This is a genomic window from Bacillus mesophilus, from assembly GCF_011008845.1.
Taxonomy (GTDB): Bacteria; Bacillota; Bacilli; order Bacillales; family SA4; genus Bacillus_BS; species Bacillus_BS mesophilus.
On sequence record NZ_JAAIWM010000005.1, the window covers coordinates 315,661 to 336,110 of the forward strand.

The window sequence follows — 20,450 nt, forward strand, 5'->3', positions numbered from 1 at the left end:
GTGCGTTAGAGCCCATCCGTTAGTCTGACTCCATCGACCACGGTGCACCACTGACTGTCGCTCCCTTACGGGAAGCACACATGGTAGATTAATCCTATTCTGGTTGATGCACCAGCCTCTAATTTTAATTATCGCAGTAGAAAGGATGTATTTCAATGGACGTAATCATTGAAAGGGCCTGTGGAATGGATGTCCATAAGGACAACATTACCGCATGTATCATCACTCCAGAAGGAAAGGAGATTAAAACTTTTTCTACTAAGACTGTGTTTTTAATCCAACTGGTTGACTGGATCAAACAGCACAATTGTACGCATGCTGCTATGGAAAGCACAAGTGTTTACTGGAAGCCTATTGTGAACTTACTAGAATCTGAGGAGATTGAATTTTTAGTAGTAAATGCACAACATATAAAGTCAGTTCCAGGACGTAAAACGGATGTCAAAGATGCAGAATGGATCGCCAAACTCCTTCGTCATGGACTAATCAAAGCCAGCTATATACCTGACAGGAACCAACGTGAACTACGCGAGCTTGTTCGTTATCGAAGAAGCATCATTGAAGAACGTGCAAGGCAGCATAATCATATTCAAAAGGTATTAGAAGGTGCGAATATTAAGTTAGGATCTGTTGTATCAGATATTATGGGAGTTTCGGCTAGAGACATGCTTAATGCGATTGCCGATGGAGAAGATAACCCTGAAATACTAGCCAACTTCGCTCGCCGATCAATGAAAAAGAAGAAGGAAGAGCTAGAGTTAGCACTTAAAGGATATATCCATTCTCATCAAAGACTTATGCTGAAAACCATTTTAAAGCACATTGATTTCCTAACTGAACAAATTGAGATGCTAGATTCAGAGGTAGAAGAAAGAATGCAATCCTACCAAGAAGATATTGAAAGATTAGATTCAATCCCAGGCATCGCCAGAAGAATGGCTGAACAGATTCTTTCTGAAATTGGATTTGATGTGAAGAAGCAATTTCCAAGTGCCAGTCACATGTGTTCCTGGTCAGGTGTGGTTCCCGGACATAATGAAAGTGCTGGGAAGAGGAAATCATCTAAAACTAAGAAAGGAAACAAATATTTAAGGTCAGCATTAACAGAAGCAGCTCATTCAGTAAGTGGAACTAAGAATTACCTTGGAGCACTGTATAGGAGTACAGCCTCGCGAAAAGGCAGGAAACGAGCAGGAATTGTTTTCGCTCATGCCATTTTGAGAATTTCTTATTACCTCTTAACACGTAAAGAAATGTATGTAGACTTAGGCGAAGACTACTTTGATAAAAAGAGACAGCAATCAATCGTAAGACATTCACTTCGAAGACTCGAAAGCTTAGGCTACACAGTCACTATACAAGAACCTCAAGCATCTTAAACTAGTCAACTATCTATAAATGACCTCAAGATCGGCGCTCTCCCTTTTAAAAAATTGAATGAGCTGCGTCTATTTTAGTATTGCCTTTTTTCCAATATTACAGAAGTTTATTTTCATGGTAGTTTAAGTGAAAACTTTCACAATATCAGAAAATCTTCTTACTAAAATCATACCAGAAAATAACAGATTACAAAAAAGAAGCGGGATGTATCAAACCCGCTTCATCCCCAAAATATCTTTTTATAACCAACTGAATTTAATTTATACTGAATTAGTCAGATAATTCATTTTATAGAAATTATCCAAAATTCTTAAATTCCAACATTTTAATGTTATATTTTTTTCGTAAAGCTGTTGTTATTTTTCTTTCCCCTTTATATATAAGCTGCTTAATTCTTTCAGGTGTAAGGTTTAACATTTCCCCTACTTCCCTAAATTTCATAGGTTCACCATTGATCCCATATATAGAATCTAAGATTAACTGTTCTCTATCTGATAAAACACTCTTATTTTCTTGGTAGACATTAATGAACTTTTTATACTCTTGTGATTCTTGCTCTTTTATTATTTTATAATAGCGCTTTCTTTCATGCATCTTCTCCTTTGTCCTCATCTCTAGATAGTAAAGAACATCTTCCTTTGTTATCATATAAAATGCTAACAACTCCTTTTACCTAATAGTCAGTCAATCACTCTAAAGCATAATTCGACAACTATTTTTATATACCTCCTGAACAGGATAACATGTGTTCTTAGAACGTTAATTATGTCAATCTACGATTTAATTGATTATTAGACTTTATCAATCTTGCATAAAATTTACCGTATATCTAGTATACGAGATTTCAAACATGTTAATTTTTACATGCATACCGACTCACTTTATTCCCGTTTAAATTAGTTTTGTTTCCCTTGATATTAATAGTAATATAAATATTCTCAAATCCCACCTTTATCATACTCACACTTACGAATACTTCAGTTTTATCATAACATTAGCTTTAACTACTCAACTGTGTACTAATAAATCCTAATCTAATTAGGTATTTTTCACCTCCTTTAATACCAATACTGTTACTAAAATTAAAGGAGTGATCAAACTGAATGAAATAAGAAGCGTAGCAATATACTGTCGTGTCAGCACTGAAGAACAAGCAAGTGAAGGCTATAGTATTTCTGCCCAGTTACAAACCCTTCGTCAATACGCATACCTTTATGGGTGGCAAATTGCAGAAGAGTATGTTGATGAAGGAATTAGTGGTAAAGATATAAAGGGCCGACCAGCAATGCAAAGAATGATATCTGATGTTGAAAAGGATAAATTTCAAGCTGTACTTGTATGGAAGATATCACGTCTTTCAAGAAATATGCTGGATACTCTTGTGCTCCTAGATAAATTCGAAGAGTATGATGTAAAGTTTATTTCCTACTCTGAGAATTTTGATACATCCAGCCCCATAGGCAAACTTGTGGTCCAATTAATGGCTTCAATTGCTGAAATGGAAAGAAATACCCTTTCTGAAAATGTCAAATTGGGCATGACCCAGAGAGCTAAAGAAGGCAGCTGGAACGGCGGCTTGGTTTTCGGGTATGATTCGATAGAAAAAGAGCTTGTCGTTAATTCCAAAGAATCAGAAATTGTTCAACTTATTTTTAATCTATATGCAGAAGGCAATGGTCTTAAGGCGATAGCTAATCATTTAAACAAAGCAGGATATAGGACAAAGCACGATAAACACTTTTCTATTAATGGGATATCAACAATACTTGATAATCCAATCTATAATGGTAAAATCCGATGGTTACAAGTCGAGAACTGGGATAAAAAGCGACGGCGTGGCAAAAATGCGAACCCCATTTTAGTTGATGGTAAACACGAAGCAATTATCTCCGGAGAGTTTTGGAATATCGTTCAAGCCCGTAGACAAAGTAAGTCTTTTAAGCAGCGTCAGTCTAACGAACCTTTTCTTTTAAGCAGCATCCTTAGATGTCCTAACTGTGGTCAAGGCATGGTTCCATCTATCACCACCTCTACTCAAAAAGATGGAAGCAAACGCAAACATCGCTACTATGTCTGTGGTGTATTCCACAACAAAGGATCAGCTGCATGTAAAGCAAATTCAGTTAAAGCCTACGATGCTGAAGATGCTGTTATTAACCGTATTAAAGAGTTCTTGAACGATTCAGCCAGCTTTAGTCAAACAATAGAAAACATTAATAAAGACACGGTTCATACAAATGTAAAACTAAAAGAGCAGTTAGAGACGATTGAAACAGAACTTAAAGAAGCCAATGCCATGCAAGAAAAATATATGGAAGCATTTGAGCAAAATATCTTCCCTGTTTCCATATTACAGGAACGTTTACAGAAGTTAGCTAAGTCGAAGAATGACTTAGAACAAAAGAAAAATGAACTCAGCGTTCAACTAAGTTCATCAGACTCGAAAGTTATACCACCAGATGTGGTTAGACATTTATTAGAAAAGTATGTTCAGGCATTTCAACAGTCTTCGAGAGAAAAGAGAAAACAACTCTTTCAGCTTTTGTTAAATAAGATCACAATCAAACAAACTGATGGTCGTTCTCGAATTGTGGATAAAATTGAACTCGACTTTGATTTTTCCGAGGTCAATCTGTCCAAGACATTTACACTTATCCACTTACTGTATCAGAAATCGGATCATTCTGAGGAAAATTCCTCTTCAAATCCTATTTTAAAAGAAAAAATGCCACCTTATCTTCAGATTTTTTTGCCTCTATTTATGGTACGGTTCACCCCGATTAATCCGAAAAGCCCGGTAAATCTGCTCAACCAATATCAACTTCATCAACTGATGCGGAAACGTCATCTTAGAAAAAGATAAAGCTTCATCCGAACGTTTCATAACCTCATCACTTAATCCCAATGATCCACCAATAACAAATGCAATCTTACTTTTTCCGTATGTAGCGAGTTTATCTAAATCTTCAGCAAGCTGTTCAGAGCTTTTCATCTTTCCCTGGATCGCAAGCGCAATTACATATGTATCTGTTGATATTTTTTGAAGGATTCGTTCGCCTTCTTTTTGTTTGATTTGTATCATTTCAGCATCACTTAAATTTTCAGGTGCTTTTTCATCTGGTAACTCTATAATTTCTAATTTTGCATACGATGCTAACCTTTTTACATACTCATCAATTCCCTGTTTTAGATATTTCTCTTTTAGTTTTCCTATTGTGACAATTGAGATATTCACAGTTATCCCCCATTTACAAACAGTTTACAAACAACTTATCCACAGGACTTATCCACATGTCCACAAATTCTATCCACATATTGTGTCAGAATGTACGTTCGACACAACATATATCGCGCTTTTTTGACAATATTCACAGGATGTTGATAACTTTTCTTCCTCTTTTAATAGGTTAATTTCTGGTGCAAATTCTGTCTCATCTACCATGATATCAATAGCTAGCTCAATATGTTCTTCACAAACCTTGATCATTTTTACCTCACCTTTTGTCGTTTTTTCTTATTATACCTTATTCACATTATAACCATGTTTGTGGATAAAAAAAGTATAACTATATGAACTATAAATGAAAAAAGAACAGACTAATTAGCCTGTTCCCGCTCATTTTTAATAAGATTCCTCAACCAATCTCATAGTTGTTGTTTTCTTTTCACCTTGTCGATAGAACGTCACTTCCATCGAATCTCCTATATTCTTTCGATTATAGAGGTGTTTTCTTAAGTCTAATGCATTTTGAATATCTTCTCCATCCAGTGCGACAATCACGTCATAAACCTCTAGGCCAGCAATTTCAGCTGGTGAAAGTGGTATTACTTCTTCTAAGAAAACTCCCGCTATTACATCTGAAGGCAGCTTTAATGTTTGTTGCCAATGATAACTTGAGATATCAGAAAGGTTTCTTAAACTAACCCCCATGTAAGGACGTTTTACTTCTCCATACCGCTCAATATCTGAAATAATAGGTCTTACAATTGTAGTTGGAATAGATAAACCAATTCCTTCAACAGCTTCCTGAGCAATCTTCATAGAGTTAATACCTACTATCTGTCCTTCTATGTTGACAAGAGCCCCTCCACTATTACCAGGGTTAATAGCTGCATCCGTTTGAAGTACCTCTGCCTGCCAGTCTACATGTCCATCCTGATCAAAATCCAACGGTATGGTACGCTCTGTTCCTGAGATAATACCTTGTGTAACAGAGCCTGAAAATTGTAATCCTAGTGGATTTCCGATAGCTAATACCGGTTCCCCTGGTCTAACATTGTCTGAGTTACCAAATTCAGCAATTGTATCAATGGCATCACCATCAACAGAAATCACAGCCAAGTCAGTAAAGATATCACTTCCTAGTACTTCTCCTGGAATGCGTGATCCATCCTGTAAACTAATTTCGACGCTACTAGCACCTTCAATAACATGGTGATTGGTCACGATATAGGCTCTTCCATCCTCTTTTTTATAGATTACACCAGAACCCGTTCCCGCTTCACCAGCCTCTTCCCAAAAACCAGATGTTTGAATATTAATAACACCAACCACAGCTGCAGATACACGGTCCACCGCTTGTGTTACCTGAGAAACAACATTTACATTTACGGTTTGTCCAGGGACTGTATCTACAGTTTCTTGATTTTCGTTTAACCCAGCGGTTTCATTTCCACCTGGATCAAAATTTTCTGTAGTTAGCCGGTCAAATGCAGGCAATGCAAAAATGACTAATAGTACGCCTAAAATTACACCGACAGAACCTGCTAGAAAGAAACCACCTCGGTTACCTTTCTGTTTCTGTCTAATATGCTTATAATCTTGATCATAATACCCCACTTATTCACCAATCCTTTCACTTAAGAACTTATGATTAGGACCAAATGTATACTATTCTATAGTTTGTTTATAATGCTATAATATACCCTTTGTTGGTAAATTTCTAAACATATGAATCGTGAGGGATCAGTGATTAAACGGCAGTAATGGCAGTTGGAATCTTAGGATCGGTATCAATTAATTTAAAACGATGGCCTACACCTGTATCTTTTTCTTCTAATGTTTGATGTACCGACATCCGTGCTAGTTCTTTCAAATTATTATCTTTGCTTAAATGAGCTAAGTAAATACTCCTAGTTCGATCACCAATGACATCAGCCATTGCAAGGGCTGCATCTTCATTAGAGACATGTCCAACATCGCTTAAGATTCGCCTCTTTACGCTCCAAGGATAACGACCCATACGAAGCATTTCAATATCATGATTGCTTTCAAACACGTATACATCTGCGTTTTTTATAATACCCTTCATACGATCACTTACATAGCCTGTATCCGTAATGATAACAATCTTCTTCTGACCATGATGAAATACATAGAACATCGGTTCAGCAGCATCATGAGAAACTCCAAAGGATTCTACATCTAGATCCTTAAAGCTTTTCGTTTGTCCCGTTTCGAAGGTAAATCTTTGTTCAAGAGGTATTTCTCCTATAAGGTGGTCCATTGCCTTCCAGGTCTTAGTGTTTGCGTAAATAGGAAGGTCATACTTTCTTGCTAGTATTCCTACACCCTTTATGTGATCACTATGCTCATGGGTCACTAAGATCCCTGATAATTCCTTTGGATTAACCTGTACTTTATTAAACAATTGCTCCATTTGCTTCCCGCTATGGCCTGCATCAACAAGCAATTTCATTTGATCAGTTCCTACGTATATGGCATTGCCACTACTTCCACTTGCTAGGACGCTAAAATGTAAGCTCATTACTCTTCACTCCATTTTGCACTATCTCGAATAATATGACCTTCAATCGCATTTACGAAATAGTTTTCTTTGTTGTCGATAATAAAATGCCAGGTTGGCACAAATACTTGTGAATCTGAAATTAGCGTATAATAGCCTAAATCCACTTGGGTAATGGTACTTCCGTGCTTAATTTCATTTCGAATAAACATGTTCTCAATTGCTTTTAATGCTGTAAAACTTCCCGCTTGATCTGCATCAACTTCCATTTCCTCTAAATCGGTTAAAACGGTTTGCTGATATTCAATCATTTCATTCTTTTCATTTAGGATAATCTTGATCACCGCGTTTTCATTATAGAAAATGGTGTGATCCTCATACTGTTGAAAAAATATAAGCATTCTACTTTTTTCTTCAAATCCCCAAAACACATAATCTTCACCACTAATCATATGTTTAGAAACAAAAGTCTCTAACCAGTTAGCAGAATTCTCTGGAACAGGAACTGGCTCTTCAAATTTTGAATAAATCAGGGTTTTATTTAGGATTTGTGCCTGTTGTCCTTCAAGATTGACTAAATCCTCTGCTGTAAACGTTCTACTACTACCTGTTATATAAGTCTCTTGTATTGGATCCTTTGGCAATTCAGGATAAGTGATATCATTTTCTCTTAGCTGATCCTCAAGGGTGGCTTCTGCTAGCAAACCTAACTGGTTACTATTTCGTTTATCAACAAATTGAGAGAGAAGGAACAAATCTAAGACTAGGAATACAATAATAAAAATGGTTTTTATTCTACTCCAATTCAATAATTGTTCCTCCTCTTTCTTTTATATTTTCATCAAAAATGACCTTATGCCATTTACCATTATGCTTAACCGTCCAAATTGGTTCGATCGTTACTTTTGCACTTGAAAAGTCCTTCTTTAGCTCGTATGAGATCTTTGCATCTTCTACTTTATCCATATCAATACTAGATATATTTTTTAATATCTCCATTAAAATATTGCCTGATGGTAGTTCTACTACCGAGGTTTCACTATCAATCGATAGATGAAGCTTGAACAGTGGCCGAATATACGTATTAAACGAGTTTGTTCCATCCCATGTGAGCTTCATTCGTGATAATCCAGTGTAATTATATACAGGCAAGCCATTAATAAATAATCGAAACGTTGAGGACTGTGTGATTGGGTCCCACTCCGAAAATTGATAAGAGTCTGTCCAACCACTATGGTCATTTATAAAATCAATACTCTTTTGAATCGTATTATGAGAACTACCTACAGTTCGATCGGTGGCTGCAGCAGGATTCACATATTCAAGCATATCTCCATTACTATTGATAAACATAGCTCTTGATCCATCTGAGTAGGTTTCCTCACCTGAGGTTTGTAAGTCTCGTTTTACAAAGCTTTGATCTGTAAATAATGCTTCCTTAAAATCATGACCAGAATATTTAATAGAATAGTAGGTAATTCTATTCACCTTTACCGGTTGACTTGGTAAGAAAATACTATGCTTCTCATTTATTTGATACTCATTAAATTGAGGATGAATGATTGATACTTGATAGAGGTCTTTGTTAAAGCTTCGATAAGAAAAATTGCTTATCTTTGCTTCATAAATCGACTTATTTTTATATGAAACAAAGTAGGCAACTATCTCTTCTTGTTGTGACTGTTTCATTGGAATAACAATTCTATCAAAAGTAATAGAGTTTGTTCTTTCATCATCAATATTCATAATACTTTTTAGTGTTTCAATTGCTAACTCTGATGGAAAAATCACTTCGACTCCGTCCTGATTATGAATAACATCTAAATAATCTTGACCAACTAATACAGTATGGTCTGAAAGTTCTTCAAATCTCCAGGACCTTACATATTCCATCATATTGTTAATCGTAGTACTGTCTGAGGTACCATAATGATGTCCATTTTTATGAAAGAGTATTTGATCGGGAAGTATTAAGCTAGCTGTTTCTTTCTTTTCACCAATCATGACATCACTGATATACTCAGTACTTTCAATCACACCGAGATTAGGTTGATAGGTCCATAAACTCCAAGTTAACACCAGACTCATAATGACCAACACAGTTAATAGAAATGATTTAATTTTTTCGTAGTTCATTCCCAATCATCCTTAAAATCTTTATCAAGTGGCAGTGTAAAACAGATAGTAGTACCTATTCCTTCTTCACTTTCTACCCAAATCTCTCCACCATGGGCATTAACCATTTCCTTGGCAATAGCTAAACCTAGACCTGTACCACCAAGCTTTCTTGTTCTAGCTTTATCAACACGATAAAAGCGATCAAATACATTGTTAATATTCTCTTTTGGTATCCCAACACCTTGGTCTGTTACACAAACTTTAATAGATTCCTCATTTACCATGCTTAGATCAAATTCGATTTTTCCACCCTCCGGCGAATATTTCAATGCATTAGAAATAATATTATCAAGAACCTGCGTAATTTTATCTTCATCCATTTCAACAAAGGTTTCCTGGTTAGGAATGTTTCTAATAAACGTCACATTCTGATTCTTTGTTAATTCAAAACGGTCAATTATTCTATTAAAATATGAAGGGAAGTGAACCCAATCTTTAATAAAACGATAATCTTTACTATCAAGCTTTGATAGTTGTAATAAGTCATTTACTAAGCGAATCATTCTTTCCGTCTCAGTCTGAGTAACATCAAGAAATCTAGGTGCGATTTCTTGATCCTGCCAAGCTCCTTCTGCTAAAGCTTCTAAATAGCTCCTCATCGTTGTTAATGGCGTTCTTAGTTCATGAGACACATTCGCTACAAACTCTCTTCTTTCTTCCTCTATCTTTTCTTGCTCAGTTACGTCATATAAGACCGCAATGAGTCCGTTTACTAAACCTGTTTCCTTTTGAATCACTGAGAAACTAACCTTCAGTATATAAGGCTTTTGACTGGTACTGAAATCTAACGTAAGAGAATCGACATCCTCAATAATTTGCTCTAATGAATACTCGTCTTCAATTCCAAGTACGGTTAATACCGATTCGGCTAAAACCGTTTCACGTGGAACGTTTAACATTTCTGCAGCTGGATCATTAATAAGAATAATTCTACCCTTTCGGTCTGTAGCAATTACTCCGTCAGTCATATACGCAAGAACAGAGCTAAGTTTTCGACGTTCTCCTTCAGTTGTAGCCTGAGCTTCCTGTAACCTTTTTGTTAAATTATTAAACGTGATACCTAGTTGGCCGATTTCATCATATCCATATATTTTTACTTTTCGGGTAAAATTCCCCTTTGTCATTTCCAACGCTTGTTTCCTCATATCTGACAAAGGTCTCGTAATCGTCTGCGCTAGGAAAATACCTAGTAATGCTGTAATAGAAAGAGCAATAACTGTTCCTTTTACAAATATATTATTAATTTGCTTAAGCTGGTCATACACACTTTCCATCGATGCTTCAAGGGTGATAACCCCAAGAACATTGGTTCCACTTTTAATTGGAACTGTTAATACTAGCATACGATGCCCTGACTGCTGGTCAATTAGCACCTTTCCTGGATCTCTAAATCCTGCTACTAATGCTTGTTTTACGGGTATATCTGTTATTCTTCTTCCAATAAGCTGTTGATTATTGATATTTGTCGTTCCAATAACACGACTATTCTTATCAATCACTCTAACATCAGCATCTTCCAAAAAATCAGTCAGTATAGATTGGACTTTAACCTCAAGTGTTGGCATTTTCTCGTCACGTTCAATAATCATTTCTTGTTCTAAGTTATAAGCTAGTAAATCGACTCTTTCATTTAATGACTCGGAAAAGTTAGTAACCAACTGCTTTTCGATACGTTGGACAAAATAAACACCTATGATTTGCATCGCAATTAAGATCAGCAATACATAGATTAATACAAATTTAAAATGAATCGATTTAAAAAAACCGACTTGCTTCATCACTATTACTCCTGCTCTGAATTTCTAAGATAATATCCGACGCCTCTTCTAGTTACAATCCAGGTTGGATGACTCGGACTATCTTCAATCTTTTCACGTAATCTTCTAACGGTAACATCAACGGTTCTAACATCACCGAAATAATCATAACCCCAAACCGTTTGAAGAAGATGTTCTCTTGTCATTACCTGCCCAATATGCTTCGCTAGATAATGTAGAAGTTCAAACTCTCTATGTGTAAGCTCTATTTCTTCCCCACGTTTCGTAACAGAGTATGCGTCTGGATGAATAACTAAACTGCCAACAGAGATCTCGTTTCTTTCAATCTCAGTCTCTTGATTTGACTTTAACTGATGTCGTCTCATATTTGCCTTCACTCTTGCTAACAGCTCTCTTGTACTAAAAGGCTTTGTTACATAGTCATCTGCTCCAAGCTCAAGACCCAATACCTTATCAATCTCTGAGTCTTTAGCTGTTAACATAATAATCGGCATATCATACTTTTTTCTAATTTCACGACAAACTTCCATTCCATCCTTTAATGGCAGCATGATATCTAACAGAATCATATCTGGTTTAAACTCTTCTACCTTTTGGATGGCTTCTAGCCCATCATAAGCACAAAGTACCTCATAGCCTTCCTTTTGCAAATTAAATTTTAAGATATCTGCAATTGGTTTCTCATCATCCACAACTAATATTCGTTTTTCCACTTTAGTTTACTCCTTACATTCTAATTTAGAGAAGAAGTTAGATCTGATATTCTACTATTAACTTTACCACTTCTACCTAAGGAAATCATCTATTCCTATCAGGTGGTTGTTTCCATTTCAAAGTTTTTGAGTAAGATAGCTAATCTACTGATAATTATCCACAGAAACTATATCCTTTGAATAAGGAATCTATACCGTATTTCTACTAGACCACATTGTTAACTAGTTATCCACATGTGGATTAATCTTAAATATAACAAGGTAGTAATAGAAAAAATCCTCTAGTCACTAAACTAGAGGATTTTTCTTTATTTACCAAGATAATGCATTGGATTCTGTAACGCACCATTCTTATATACTTCAAAGTGAAGGTGAACACCTGTAGAATTTCCGGTAGCTCCCATTACACCAATCTTTTGACCACGTTGTACAGTTTGACCTACCCCTACCGACATACTACTTAAATGTGAATAGGTAGTCGTAATTCCGTTATTATGGTTAACTACGATTCGATTTCCATAACCACCATCATAACTTGCCTGTGTAACCGTTCCATTATCAGCAGATAAGATATTTCTATTACTTGGACGAGCAATATCAATTCCTTTATGCATTCTTCCCCAACGATAGCCCATGTAACTAGAAATGTATCCACCTACTGCCGGCCATGCGAATGAACCAGTACCACGAGAAGGAATTACCTTTGTTCCTTTATCAACTAATTCTGTTACAGGCTCCATAACAACCTTTTCTCTAGTTGTCTTTTGTTCTACTACTCTACCATTTTGTTTTGACACAATATAGTTTACTAACTTTTCACCATTCTTACCTTTTTGAGTTACTTTGTTTTCACCCTTTGGCATTTCTTTATTTTCTGTAATCTTTTTACCGAAAGGAATACTCTCTCGCTTGTATACCTCTTCTTGGATCAAAACATTTAGGAATGGCTTTAATGCAGTAACATTAATTTCTTGGCCAACTTTAATTACTGAATTCTCTTCAAAACCTTCGTTTAGAGCAAGAAGTTCATCTAAACTTAAATTATGTGCACTTGCAATACTTCCAAGTACATCACCTTCTTGGACTTGATACTTCTTTTCCTCTAGGGCACCCATTAATAAGTAAGTAACAGCATCTCCAACAGATAAGATTTCTTCTGGAGAAACTTTTTGTTCTGAAATTGTAACCTTTTCATTAAATGTTACGTCTAATATACGAGACTGACCTTCAGCAAGTTCTGGCAACGTTGCATTTGGATCACGTGCCTCTAACTCTGCTAATACTTCGTCAGATACATATTTTAACTTTAAGTTTTTAATAACTGCTTCTGCACTTTCCATGCTATCTAAAAAAGCAACAGGTTCATCATTCACAACAACAGAAAATGCATTGGCTTCAATCTTTAACTGTTCAGAAAGTAATTGAAGAACTTGCTGGTTGTTAACATTTGCTCTAAATACTTTTTCTTCGATATATTGAACATTCGCCTGTAAACCAAATGAAATATTTGGATTTTTTTCTAGAAGCGCCTTTTCTCGATCCTCTATGTATTGCTCGACTACATCCTTATTATCAACAATACCTATTCTTTCATTATTAACATAAACATGATATACCTTATTAATTCCAAAACCACTATCTGCTGATACCGTTCCGAACGTTAAAGTTGTTACAACGATCGTACTTACGGCAGTACGCTTTAGTAATTGTGGTAAACCTTCGAATTTCATCTTCCAATTAATCACTGTTCTTCCTCCTAGACCAAGGCTCTTCCGACAACTTGAGTGCCTACTGTATATAAGTGTAACAGTTGCTATTAGTACATAAAGACTAGTAAACTATTAATTTTCTAAATAATTAGTAATATTAAATAATTGTCTTACTTTTAAACTTTAGCATATCCTGAATTATTTTAGGTGAAAAATAAGAAATATGTAACATAACTGTATCATTTCTGTCATATACTGGTATCTATTTGTAATGTGTAGGAAAATAGACTATAAGATAAAAGACATGCTTTTTCGTGCATGTCTCTTGAGATGGCTCGGGACGGAATCGAACCGCCGACACAAGGATTTTCAGTCCTTTGCTCTACCGACTGAGCTACCGAGCCAATATATTAAATTGTTTAGGAACTATCTTTTACTTCTATTACCTTCGCCCCAAAAGTCTCTCAAGGAGCATCTCCATTTGTGCGCTAATGGCTTTTCAATGATGCTTACTCGATCGTGCTCTACCGACTGAGCTATCGAGCCAATATATATACTGTGTAACAATTTAAATGTTTACCCATCAAACCCTAATATGATATTCACGAAAGCAATGTATTATTCCTTTTATGTATATATGGTGACCCATACGGGATTCGAACCCGTGTTACCGCCGTGAAAGGGCGGTGTCTTAACCGCTTGACCAATGGGCCATTCTAATTTAGGAAATGGTGAGCCATGAAGGACTCGAACCTTCGACCCTCTGATTAAAAGTCAGATGCTCTACCGACTGAGCTAATGGCTCTAATATAAGAAATTGTTCGAGCTAAGTTTCATCTTAGCTATAGACGTCCCAATCACAGATTGGTACGCTGATGATTATTCTCTGAAGCTTACTCGATCGTGCTCTACCAAATGAACTAATGGCTCTTGTGTATAATAATGTCGAATTGCCAAGCAACATGTATTATAATAGCATGATGATTTAGTAGAATGCAAGACTCTTTTTTTTGAATGTATAAATCTATCTATGTAAATACTAGAAACCCCACTAATAAATAGCCTCTCATCTTCACAAATAATAACTAACATAAAATAAAGATGCCCTATCCCCTTAGTTTAAGGATAGGGCATTATTGTTAATTATTGTGGCCCATAAACGCTTCTCAGTAAGTTTGTTTGTGAACGGTCTGGTCCTACAGAGAAGATTGATAATGGAATCCCTGTTAATTGTGAAATGCGTTCTAGATAATGACGAGCATTTGGTGGTAAATCATTAATGCTCTTTACACCTGTAATATCTTCAGTCCAACCTGGAAACTCTTCATAAACTGGCTCGCACTGTGCCAATACTTTTAAGCTAGCAGGGAATTCCTCCATAATTTGTCCATTATATTGATAAGCTACACAAATTTTTAGCTTTTCAATTCCACTTAGAACATCTATAGAGTTTAAAGACAGGTCTGTAATTCCACTTACTCTTCTTGCATGTCTAACAACAACACTATCAAACCAGCCAACACGACGAGGACGACCAGTTGTTGTTCCATATTCACGCCCAACTTCACGGATTTGATGACCAATTTCATCATGCATTTCAGTAGGGAAAGGACCATCACCAACTCGAGTTGTATAAGCCTTTGAAACACCTACCACATGCTTAATCTTAGAAGGACCTACACCATTACCAATGGTTACTCCACCTGCAATTGGATTAGAAGATGTTACAAAAGGATAGGTACCTTGATCAATATCAAGCATAACTCCTTGAGCTCCTTCAAAAAGAACACGTCTTCCTTCATCTAAAGCATCATTAAGTACGACAGATGTATCACTTACATACTTAGCAATTTGTTGACCATATTCATAGTATTCGTCTAAAATATCTTCAATCTTTAATCCTTCTACTTCGTAAAACTTTTCTAATAAACGATTTTTTTCAGCTAAGTTATGAGTAAGCTTTGTTTCAAATTCTTCACGGTCTAGTAAATCCGCAATACGAATTCCGATTCTTGCGGCCTTATCCATATAAGCAGGACCAATTCCCTTTTTAGTTGTCCCAATTTTATTGGCACCTTTACGCTCTTCTTCTACTTCGTCTAATTTTAAATGATAAGGTAGAATGACATGGGCACGGTTACTGATTTTTAGGTTATCTGTAGAAACTCCTAAATCGTGTAGGTATTTTAATTCTTCTACTAATGCTTTAGGATCTATAACCATCCCATTCCCTAGTACACAAATCTTATCTGAATAGAAAATCCCAGAAGGAATAAGATGAAGCTTATATTTTTGACCATTAAACACGATCGTATGGCCTGCATTGTTTCCACCTTGATAACGTGCTACAACCTCTGCATTTTCTGAAAGAAAGTCAGTAATCTTCCCTTTTCCTTCGTCTCCCCATTGCGTTCCCACAACAACAACTGATGACATTTCAGCACCTCCACATTATTTACCTTATCTATAAATGTCTGTTCAAACAACTGTAAGTATACTTATAAATTAAACAAAAGTCAATTAAATCCGAACATTAATATCATTTTCTATAAAGTTTGTTCGTTTATTAATTATTAATTGGAATTCTTTTATACTTTGGTGTTTTTAGAGTTAGTTTCCGTTCCATTCCACTGCCTTTAATTTAGGCTCTGTTAATGTATAATGTTGGTCTCTAGCAGAGTTGATTGTAGTGGAAGGACGCGAGACTCCTGCGGGAGCAGCGTGACAGGTGAGACCCCGCAGGCGAATGCCGAGGAGGCTCACCGCACGCCCCGCGGAAAGCGAGTGTCCTGCAACGAAAATCAACAACAATGTTTAACAGAACATAAATTTAAAGAAAACTTTTTTCATATAGATCCTAATTAATAAACCCTAAACCCAGTTTATTTTAACCTAAATATAAAAAAGAACCCTCTAAATGTTAGAGGGCTCTCATAGTTAGGCAGGTACTCCTGAGTCTTCATACCGCTTTTCTAAGTTAACAAATTTATTATATTCTTTCACAAAGGCGAGCTCTACTGTTCCTACAGGACCGTTACGTTGTTTTGCAATAATAATTTCAATAATATTTTTAGCCTCTGATTCCTTATCATAATAATCATCACGATATAGGAAGGCTACTATATCAGCATCCTGCTCAATACTTCCTGATTCACGGATATCAGACATCATTGGGCGTTTATCTTGACGTTGTTCCACACCACGGGAAAGCTGAGATAATGCAATAACCGGAACTTCAAGTTCACGCGCAAGTTGCTTTAAGGAACGAGATATCTCAGAAACTTCCTGTTGACGATTTTCACCAGCTCGTCCATTTCCTTGAATTAGCTGTAAATAGTCGATCAGAATCATTCCAAGTCCGCTCTCTTGTTTAAGTCTTCTACACTTCGACTGTATTTCATTAATTTTTACACCTGGAGTATCATCAATATAGATCCCTGCATTAGAGAGACTCCCCATAGCCATTGTAAGCTTTCCCCAATCCTCAGAGGTTAGTTTACCCGTACGAAGATTTTGTGCATTTATATTGCCTTCTGCACACAACATACGCATGACAAGCTGCTGAGCACCCATCTCTAGACTAAAGATTGCTACGTTTTCATCCGTTTTAGTGGCTACATTCTGTGCGATATTTAAGGCGAAGGCAGTTTTACCTACTGAAGGACGAGCAGCCACGATAATTAAATCATTCCGTTGAAATCCTGCTGTCATTCTATCTAACTCTCTAAATCCGGTCGGAATCCCTGTTATATCTCCAACTCTATTGTGAAGTAGTTCAATATTATCATAGGCATCTACTAATACATCTTTAATGTTTTGGAATGAAGAACTATTCTTTCTTCTCGAAACATCAAGGATCCCCTTTTCTGCCTCATTTAAAAGAACATCCACTTCATCATCACGTGCATAACCGTCTGTAACAATCGAAGTTGCCGTTCTAATTAATCTTCTTAGGATTGATTTTTCTTCTACAATTTTAGCGTAATATTCAATGTTTGCAGCCGTAGGTACTGAGTTTGCAAGATCACTTAAGTATGAAACTCCACCGATTTCTTCTAATAGCTTTAAGTCAGCTAGTTCAGACGTTACGGTTACAAGATCAACAGGCTCTCCTTTTTCATTAAGAGAAAGCATGACATTAAATATTCGCTGATGCGATGCACGATAGAAATCCTCAGGAATCAGAATCTCAGAAGCTGTTGTTAAAGAAGAAGGTTCTAAAAAAACTGCCCCTAGTACAGCTTGTTCTGCTTCAATATTTTGAGGTGGGGTACGATCTGCAAATATATCAGTCATTAATTGTTTCATTCCCCTCTTTCATTTTCTCTACTCATGATTGTAACATATTTATCATCAGAAAATAGTACTTCCATTTTTAACATATTAGAGTAAAAGCTAGTCAGATTTAGAAGTAATTACATGTTTTTAATTATCCTCAGCTTTATTTTCAAATAAAAAAATAGCAGCCAGGAATCTAGCTGCTCTGTTTGATGCTATTATAATTCTTTAACATGTACTTTTAAAGTAGCAATTACTTCTGTATGAAGTTTAACAGGAACATTTGTTACTCCTAAAGAACGAATAGGTTCGTTTAAATCCATTTTGCGCTTATCTATTTTAATCTTGTGCACCTTTTGAAGTTCATCTGCTACCTGTTTGGTGGTAATTGAACCAAATAGACGACCGCCTTCTCCCGACTTCGCTGTAAGAGTTACCGTAAGCTGCTCTAGCTTCTCTTTAAGCTGTTGTGCTTCCTGTAATTCAGCTTCTGCTTCTTTTTGTTCCTTCTTCTTTTGTGCTTCTAAAGTATTAACTGTTGAAGAATTTGCCTCAACAGCCAATCCCTGCTTAATCAAGAAGTTGTGAGCATAACCATCGGCTACATTCTTCACTTCTCCTTTTTTACCTTTACCCTTAACATCTTTTAAGAAAATTACTTTCATTCCTCATTACTCCCTTCTTCTAAATACTCATCTATTGCTATTTTAAGCTTTTGCTCGGCCTCTTCAATAGTCATTCCAGACAACTGTGTAGCAGCATTTGTTAAATGGCCCCCACCTTCTAAAGCTTCCATAATGATTTGTACGTTGATTTCCCCTAAAGAACGTGCACTAATTCCTACTATGCCATCCTGGCGAATCGCTATTGCAAAGGAGGCAATGACCCCACTCATGGATAGTAACGTATCCGCAGCTTGGGCAATGAGAACTTGGTCATACTTTTCTTCCTGTTTTCCTTTAGTAATCGCAATTCCATTTTTATAAATAGCTGTGTTTTCAACGATCTTTGATCGCTTTACAAAGACATCTATATCTTCTTTCAAAAACTTTTGCACCAGAATGGTATCAGCCCCATGTGCTCTTAAATAGGATGCTGCATCAAAGGTACGTGAACCTGTTCTTAACGTAAAGCTATTCGTATCAACAATTATACCAGCTAGCAATGCAGTAGCTTCTAGTATATTTAACTTAGAGCGTTTTGGTTGGTATTCAAGTAGTTCTGTTACAAGTTCAGCAGTGGAAGAAGCATACGGTTCCATATACACAAGTAATGGACTCTCAATAAACTCTTCACCACGTCGATGGTGATCAATAACCACTACTCGTTCTTTCCTTACCAAAAGCCTCTCATCAATAACTAAGGATGGCTTATGAGTATCAACAACAACTAATAATGTTTCTTCAGTAGAAAGCTCTAGTGCTTGTTCGGGACTAATAAACCTTGCCCATAATTCAGGGTGTAATTGTACTTCACTAATTAACCGTTGAACGCCAGTGTCTAATTCATTCTTATCTATAACAATGAAGCCTTCCTTTTGGTTAGCCTGTGCCACTTTTAAGATACCAATAGACGCACCAATTGCGTCCATATCAGGGTATTTATGCCCCATGATTAACACTTTATCACTCTCAACCACGAGTTCTCGAAGTGCATGTGAGATTACACGTGCTCTTACCCTCGTTCTCTTTTCCATTGGATTTGTTTTACCACCGTAAAACTTAACCTTACCATTGGATTTTTTAATCGCTACCTGATCCCCACCACGTCCTAATGCTAGATCTAGTCCTGATTGTGCCAAGGATCCCAGTTCTGGTAGAGAGGACGTTCCAGTACCAATTCCGATACTCAAGGTGAGTGGACTACTTTGTTTGGATGTATGTTCTCTTACCACATCTAGAATTTCAAATTTTGTTTTTTCGAGTTGATGCAAGATTTGTTCATTAAAAATGGCAAAGAATCTTTCGGATGAAGTTCTCTTCAAAAACACGCCATTGTCGGTGGCCCACTTGTTTAAGATGGAAGTAATTTGACTGTTTATATTACTTTTCCTTTGATCATCCATACCCTGTGTTACTTCATCATAATTATCTAGATAAATAACACCAAGTACTGACTTCTCTTCCTCATATTGCTTTTCAAGCTCTACTTCTTCCGTAACGTCAAAGGCGTAAATGAGTCTTTCTTCTCTCTTATTAATAATACGAAGTTTCCGGTCATTAATATTAATAACCTGAGTTTGTACTTGATCCTTAATAATCGGAAGTAAAACCTCTACAAGTTCCTGAAGTGGTTTGCCAATTAAGGTGTCATCCTCAAAAAAGGAAGTCATGAATGGATTTGACCATTCAATCTGAAAGTCTTCATTATAAAGGATAATTCCAATTGGCATCTCCATTAATGCTTCTTCTCCCACTCTTTTAACACGGTGAGATAGAGTCGAAACATATTCCTCCATATCATGGCGAAACAACACTTCTGCTCTTAACAGAAAGAATAATATTATGCCAAGCAGTAGAAATCCAATGATCCCAAAAACCCATTGAAAGAAGCCAATAATGCCTATTAAAAAAGCAGTTAAGGCAATCAGCATATAGATGGGAATACGATAGATTCTCTTTTGATGAAAATTAGGCATGTTTTCAGCTCCTAAACATGACTTAACCT

The 20,450-nt window shown here is 36.3% G+C and carries 16 protein-coding genes and 3 tRNA genes; 2 read left to right on the plus strand and 17 right to left on the minus strand.

Annotated elements, in window-relative coordinates; translation table 11 throughout:
* The first annotated feature begins 155 nt into the window (after nucleotides 1-155).
* A complete protein-coding gene (locus G4D63_RS15475) occupies nucleotides 156-1,379 on the plus strand; it encodes an IS110 family RNA-guided transposase (RefSeq protein ID WP_163180575.1) in 1,224 nt (407 codons plus the stop codon).
* A 298-nt stretch (nucleotides 1,380-1,677) separates the two neighbouring features.
* Here G4D63_RS15475 and G4D63_RS15480 read toward each other — a convergent pair whose 3' ends face one another.
* A complete protein-coding gene (locus G4D63_RS15480) occupies nucleotides 1,678-2,028 on the minus strand; it encodes a sigma factor-like helix-turn-helix DNA-binding protein (RefSeq protein WP_163180576.1) in 351 nt (116 codons plus the stop codon).
* Between the two features lie 442 nt (nucleotides 2,029-2,470).
* Here G4D63_RS15480 and G4D63_RS15485 point away from each other — a divergent pair, with 442 nt between their 5' ends.
* Nucleotides 2,471-4,243: a recombinase family protein gene (locus G4D63_RS15485; RefSeq protein WP_338023970.1), complete on the plus strand. Its 1,773-nt coding sequence runs from the start codon at nucleotides 2,471-2,473 to the stop codon at nucleotides 4,241-4,243.
* On the opposite strand, the gene rlmH is transcribed toward G4D63_RS15485, so the two are convergent.
* From rlmH to G4D63_RS15565, 16 genes are all read right to left on the minus strand, one after another.
* Nucleotides 4,136-4,615 carry a 23S rRNA (pseudouridine(1915)-N(3))-methyltransferase RlmH gene (rlmH, locus tag G4D63_RS15490; protein ID WP_163180577.1) on the minus strand — a complete coding sequence of 160 codons (480 nt, stop codon included), beginning with the start codon at nucleotides 4,613-4,615 and terminating at the stop codon, nucleotides 4,136-4,138. The genes G4D63_RS15485 and rlmH overlap by 108 nt on opposite strands.
* Before the next feature lie 69 nt (nucleotides 4,616-4,684).
* Nucleotides 4,685-4,867 (minus strand): CxxH/CxxC protein, encoded by a 183-nt coding sequence (locus G4D63_RS15495; protein ID WP_163180578.1) that lies wholly within the window; start codon nucleotides 4,865-4,867, stop codon nucleotides 4,685-4,687.
* 135 nt (nucleotides 4,868-5,002) lie between these two features.
* Nucleotides 5,003-6,220 carry a trypsin-like peptidase domain-containing protein gene (locus tag G4D63_RS15500; protein WP_163180579.1) on the minus strand — a complete coding sequence of 406 codons (1,218 nt, stop codon included), beginning with the start codon at nucleotides 6,218-6,220 and terminating at the stop codon, nucleotides 5,003-5,005.
* A gap of 133 nt (nucleotides 6,221-6,353) precedes the next feature.
* Nucleotides 6,354-7,148: an MBL fold metallo-hydrolase gene (locus G4D63_RS15505; protein WP_163180580.1), complete on the minus strand. Its 795-nt coding sequence runs from the start codon at nucleotides 7,146-7,148 to the stop codon at nucleotides 6,354-6,356.
* Nucleotides 7,148-7,936 (minus strand): two-component system regulatory protein YycI, encoded by a 789-nt coding sequence (locus G4D63_RS15510; RefSeq protein WP_163180581.1) that lies wholly within the window; start codon nucleotides 7,934-7,936, stop codon nucleotides 7,148-7,150. Before G4D63_RS15510 ends, G4D63_RS15505 begins: the two co-directional genes overlap by 1 nt.
* Entirely contained in the window at nucleotides 7,923-9,263 is a 1,341-nt protein-coding gene (locus G4D63_RS15515) for a YycH family regulatory protein (RefSeq protein ID WP_163180582.1), read from the minus strand. The genes G4D63_RS15510 and G4D63_RS15515 overlap by 14 nt, the downstream gene beginning before the upstream one ends.
* A complete protein-coding gene (gene walK, locus G4D63_RS15520; RefSeq protein ID WP_163180583.1) occupies nucleotides 9,260-11,083 on the minus strand; it encodes a cell wall metabolism sensor histidine kinase WalK in 1,824 nt (607 codons plus the stop codon). The genes G4D63_RS15515 and walK overlap by 4 nt, the downstream gene beginning before the upstream one ends.
* A gap of 5 nt (nucleotides 11,084-11,088) precedes the next feature.
* On the minus strand, nucleotides 11,089-11,796 hold the full coding sequence (gene yycF / locus G4D63_RS15525) for a response regulator YycF (protein ID WP_163180584.1): 708 nt from the start codon (nucleotides 11,794-11,796) through the stop codon (nucleotides 11,089-11,091).
* 308 nt (nucleotides 11,797-12,104) lie between these two features.
* Nucleotides 12,105-13,541, minus strand: coding sequence for a peptidoglycan DD-metalloendopeptidase family protein (locus G4D63_RS15530; RefSeq protein ID WP_338023968.1), 1,437 nt, complete (start codon nucleotides 13,539-13,541; stop codon nucleotides 12,105-12,107).
* A gap of 295 nt (nucleotides 13,542-13,836) precedes the next feature.
* Nucleotides 13,837-13,909 (minus strand) — tRNA-Phe (locus tag G4D63_RS15535).
* Between the two features lie 234 nt (nucleotides 13,910-14,143).
* A tRNA-Glu gene (locus G4D63_RS15540) sits at nucleotides 14,144-14,218 on the minus strand.
* A gap of 16 nt (nucleotides 14,219-14,234) precedes the next feature.
* Nucleotides 14,235-14,310: transfer RNA gene (locus tag G4D63_RS15545), tRNA-Lys, on the minus strand.
* Between the two features lie 338 nt (nucleotides 14,311-14,648).
* On the minus strand, nucleotides 14,649-15,941 hold the full coding sequence (locus tag G4D63_RS15550) for an adenylosuccinate synthase (RefSeq protein WP_163180585.1): 1,293 nt from the start codon (nucleotides 15,939-15,941) through the stop codon (nucleotides 14,649-14,651).
* A 501-nt stretch (nucleotides 15,942-16,442) separates the two neighbouring features.
* A complete protein-coding gene (dnaB, locus tag G4D63_RS15555; protein WP_163180637.1) occupies nucleotides 16,443-17,801 on the minus strand; it encodes a replicative DNA helicase in 1,359 nt (452 codons plus the stop codon).
* 200 nt (nucleotides 17,802-18,001) lie between these two features.
* Entirely contained in the window at nucleotides 18,002-18,448 is a 447-nt protein-coding gene (gene rplI, locus G4D63_RS15560; protein ID WP_163180586.1) for a 50S ribosomal protein L9, read from the minus strand.
* A complete protein-coding gene (locus G4D63_RS15565; RefSeq protein ID WP_163180587.1) occupies nucleotides 18,445-20,421 on the minus strand; it encodes a DHH family phosphoesterase in 1,977 nt (658 codons plus the stop codon). The genes rplI and G4D63_RS15565 overlap by 4 nt, the downstream gene beginning before the upstream one ends.
* Nucleotides 20,422-20,450: the final 29 nt, after the last annotated feature.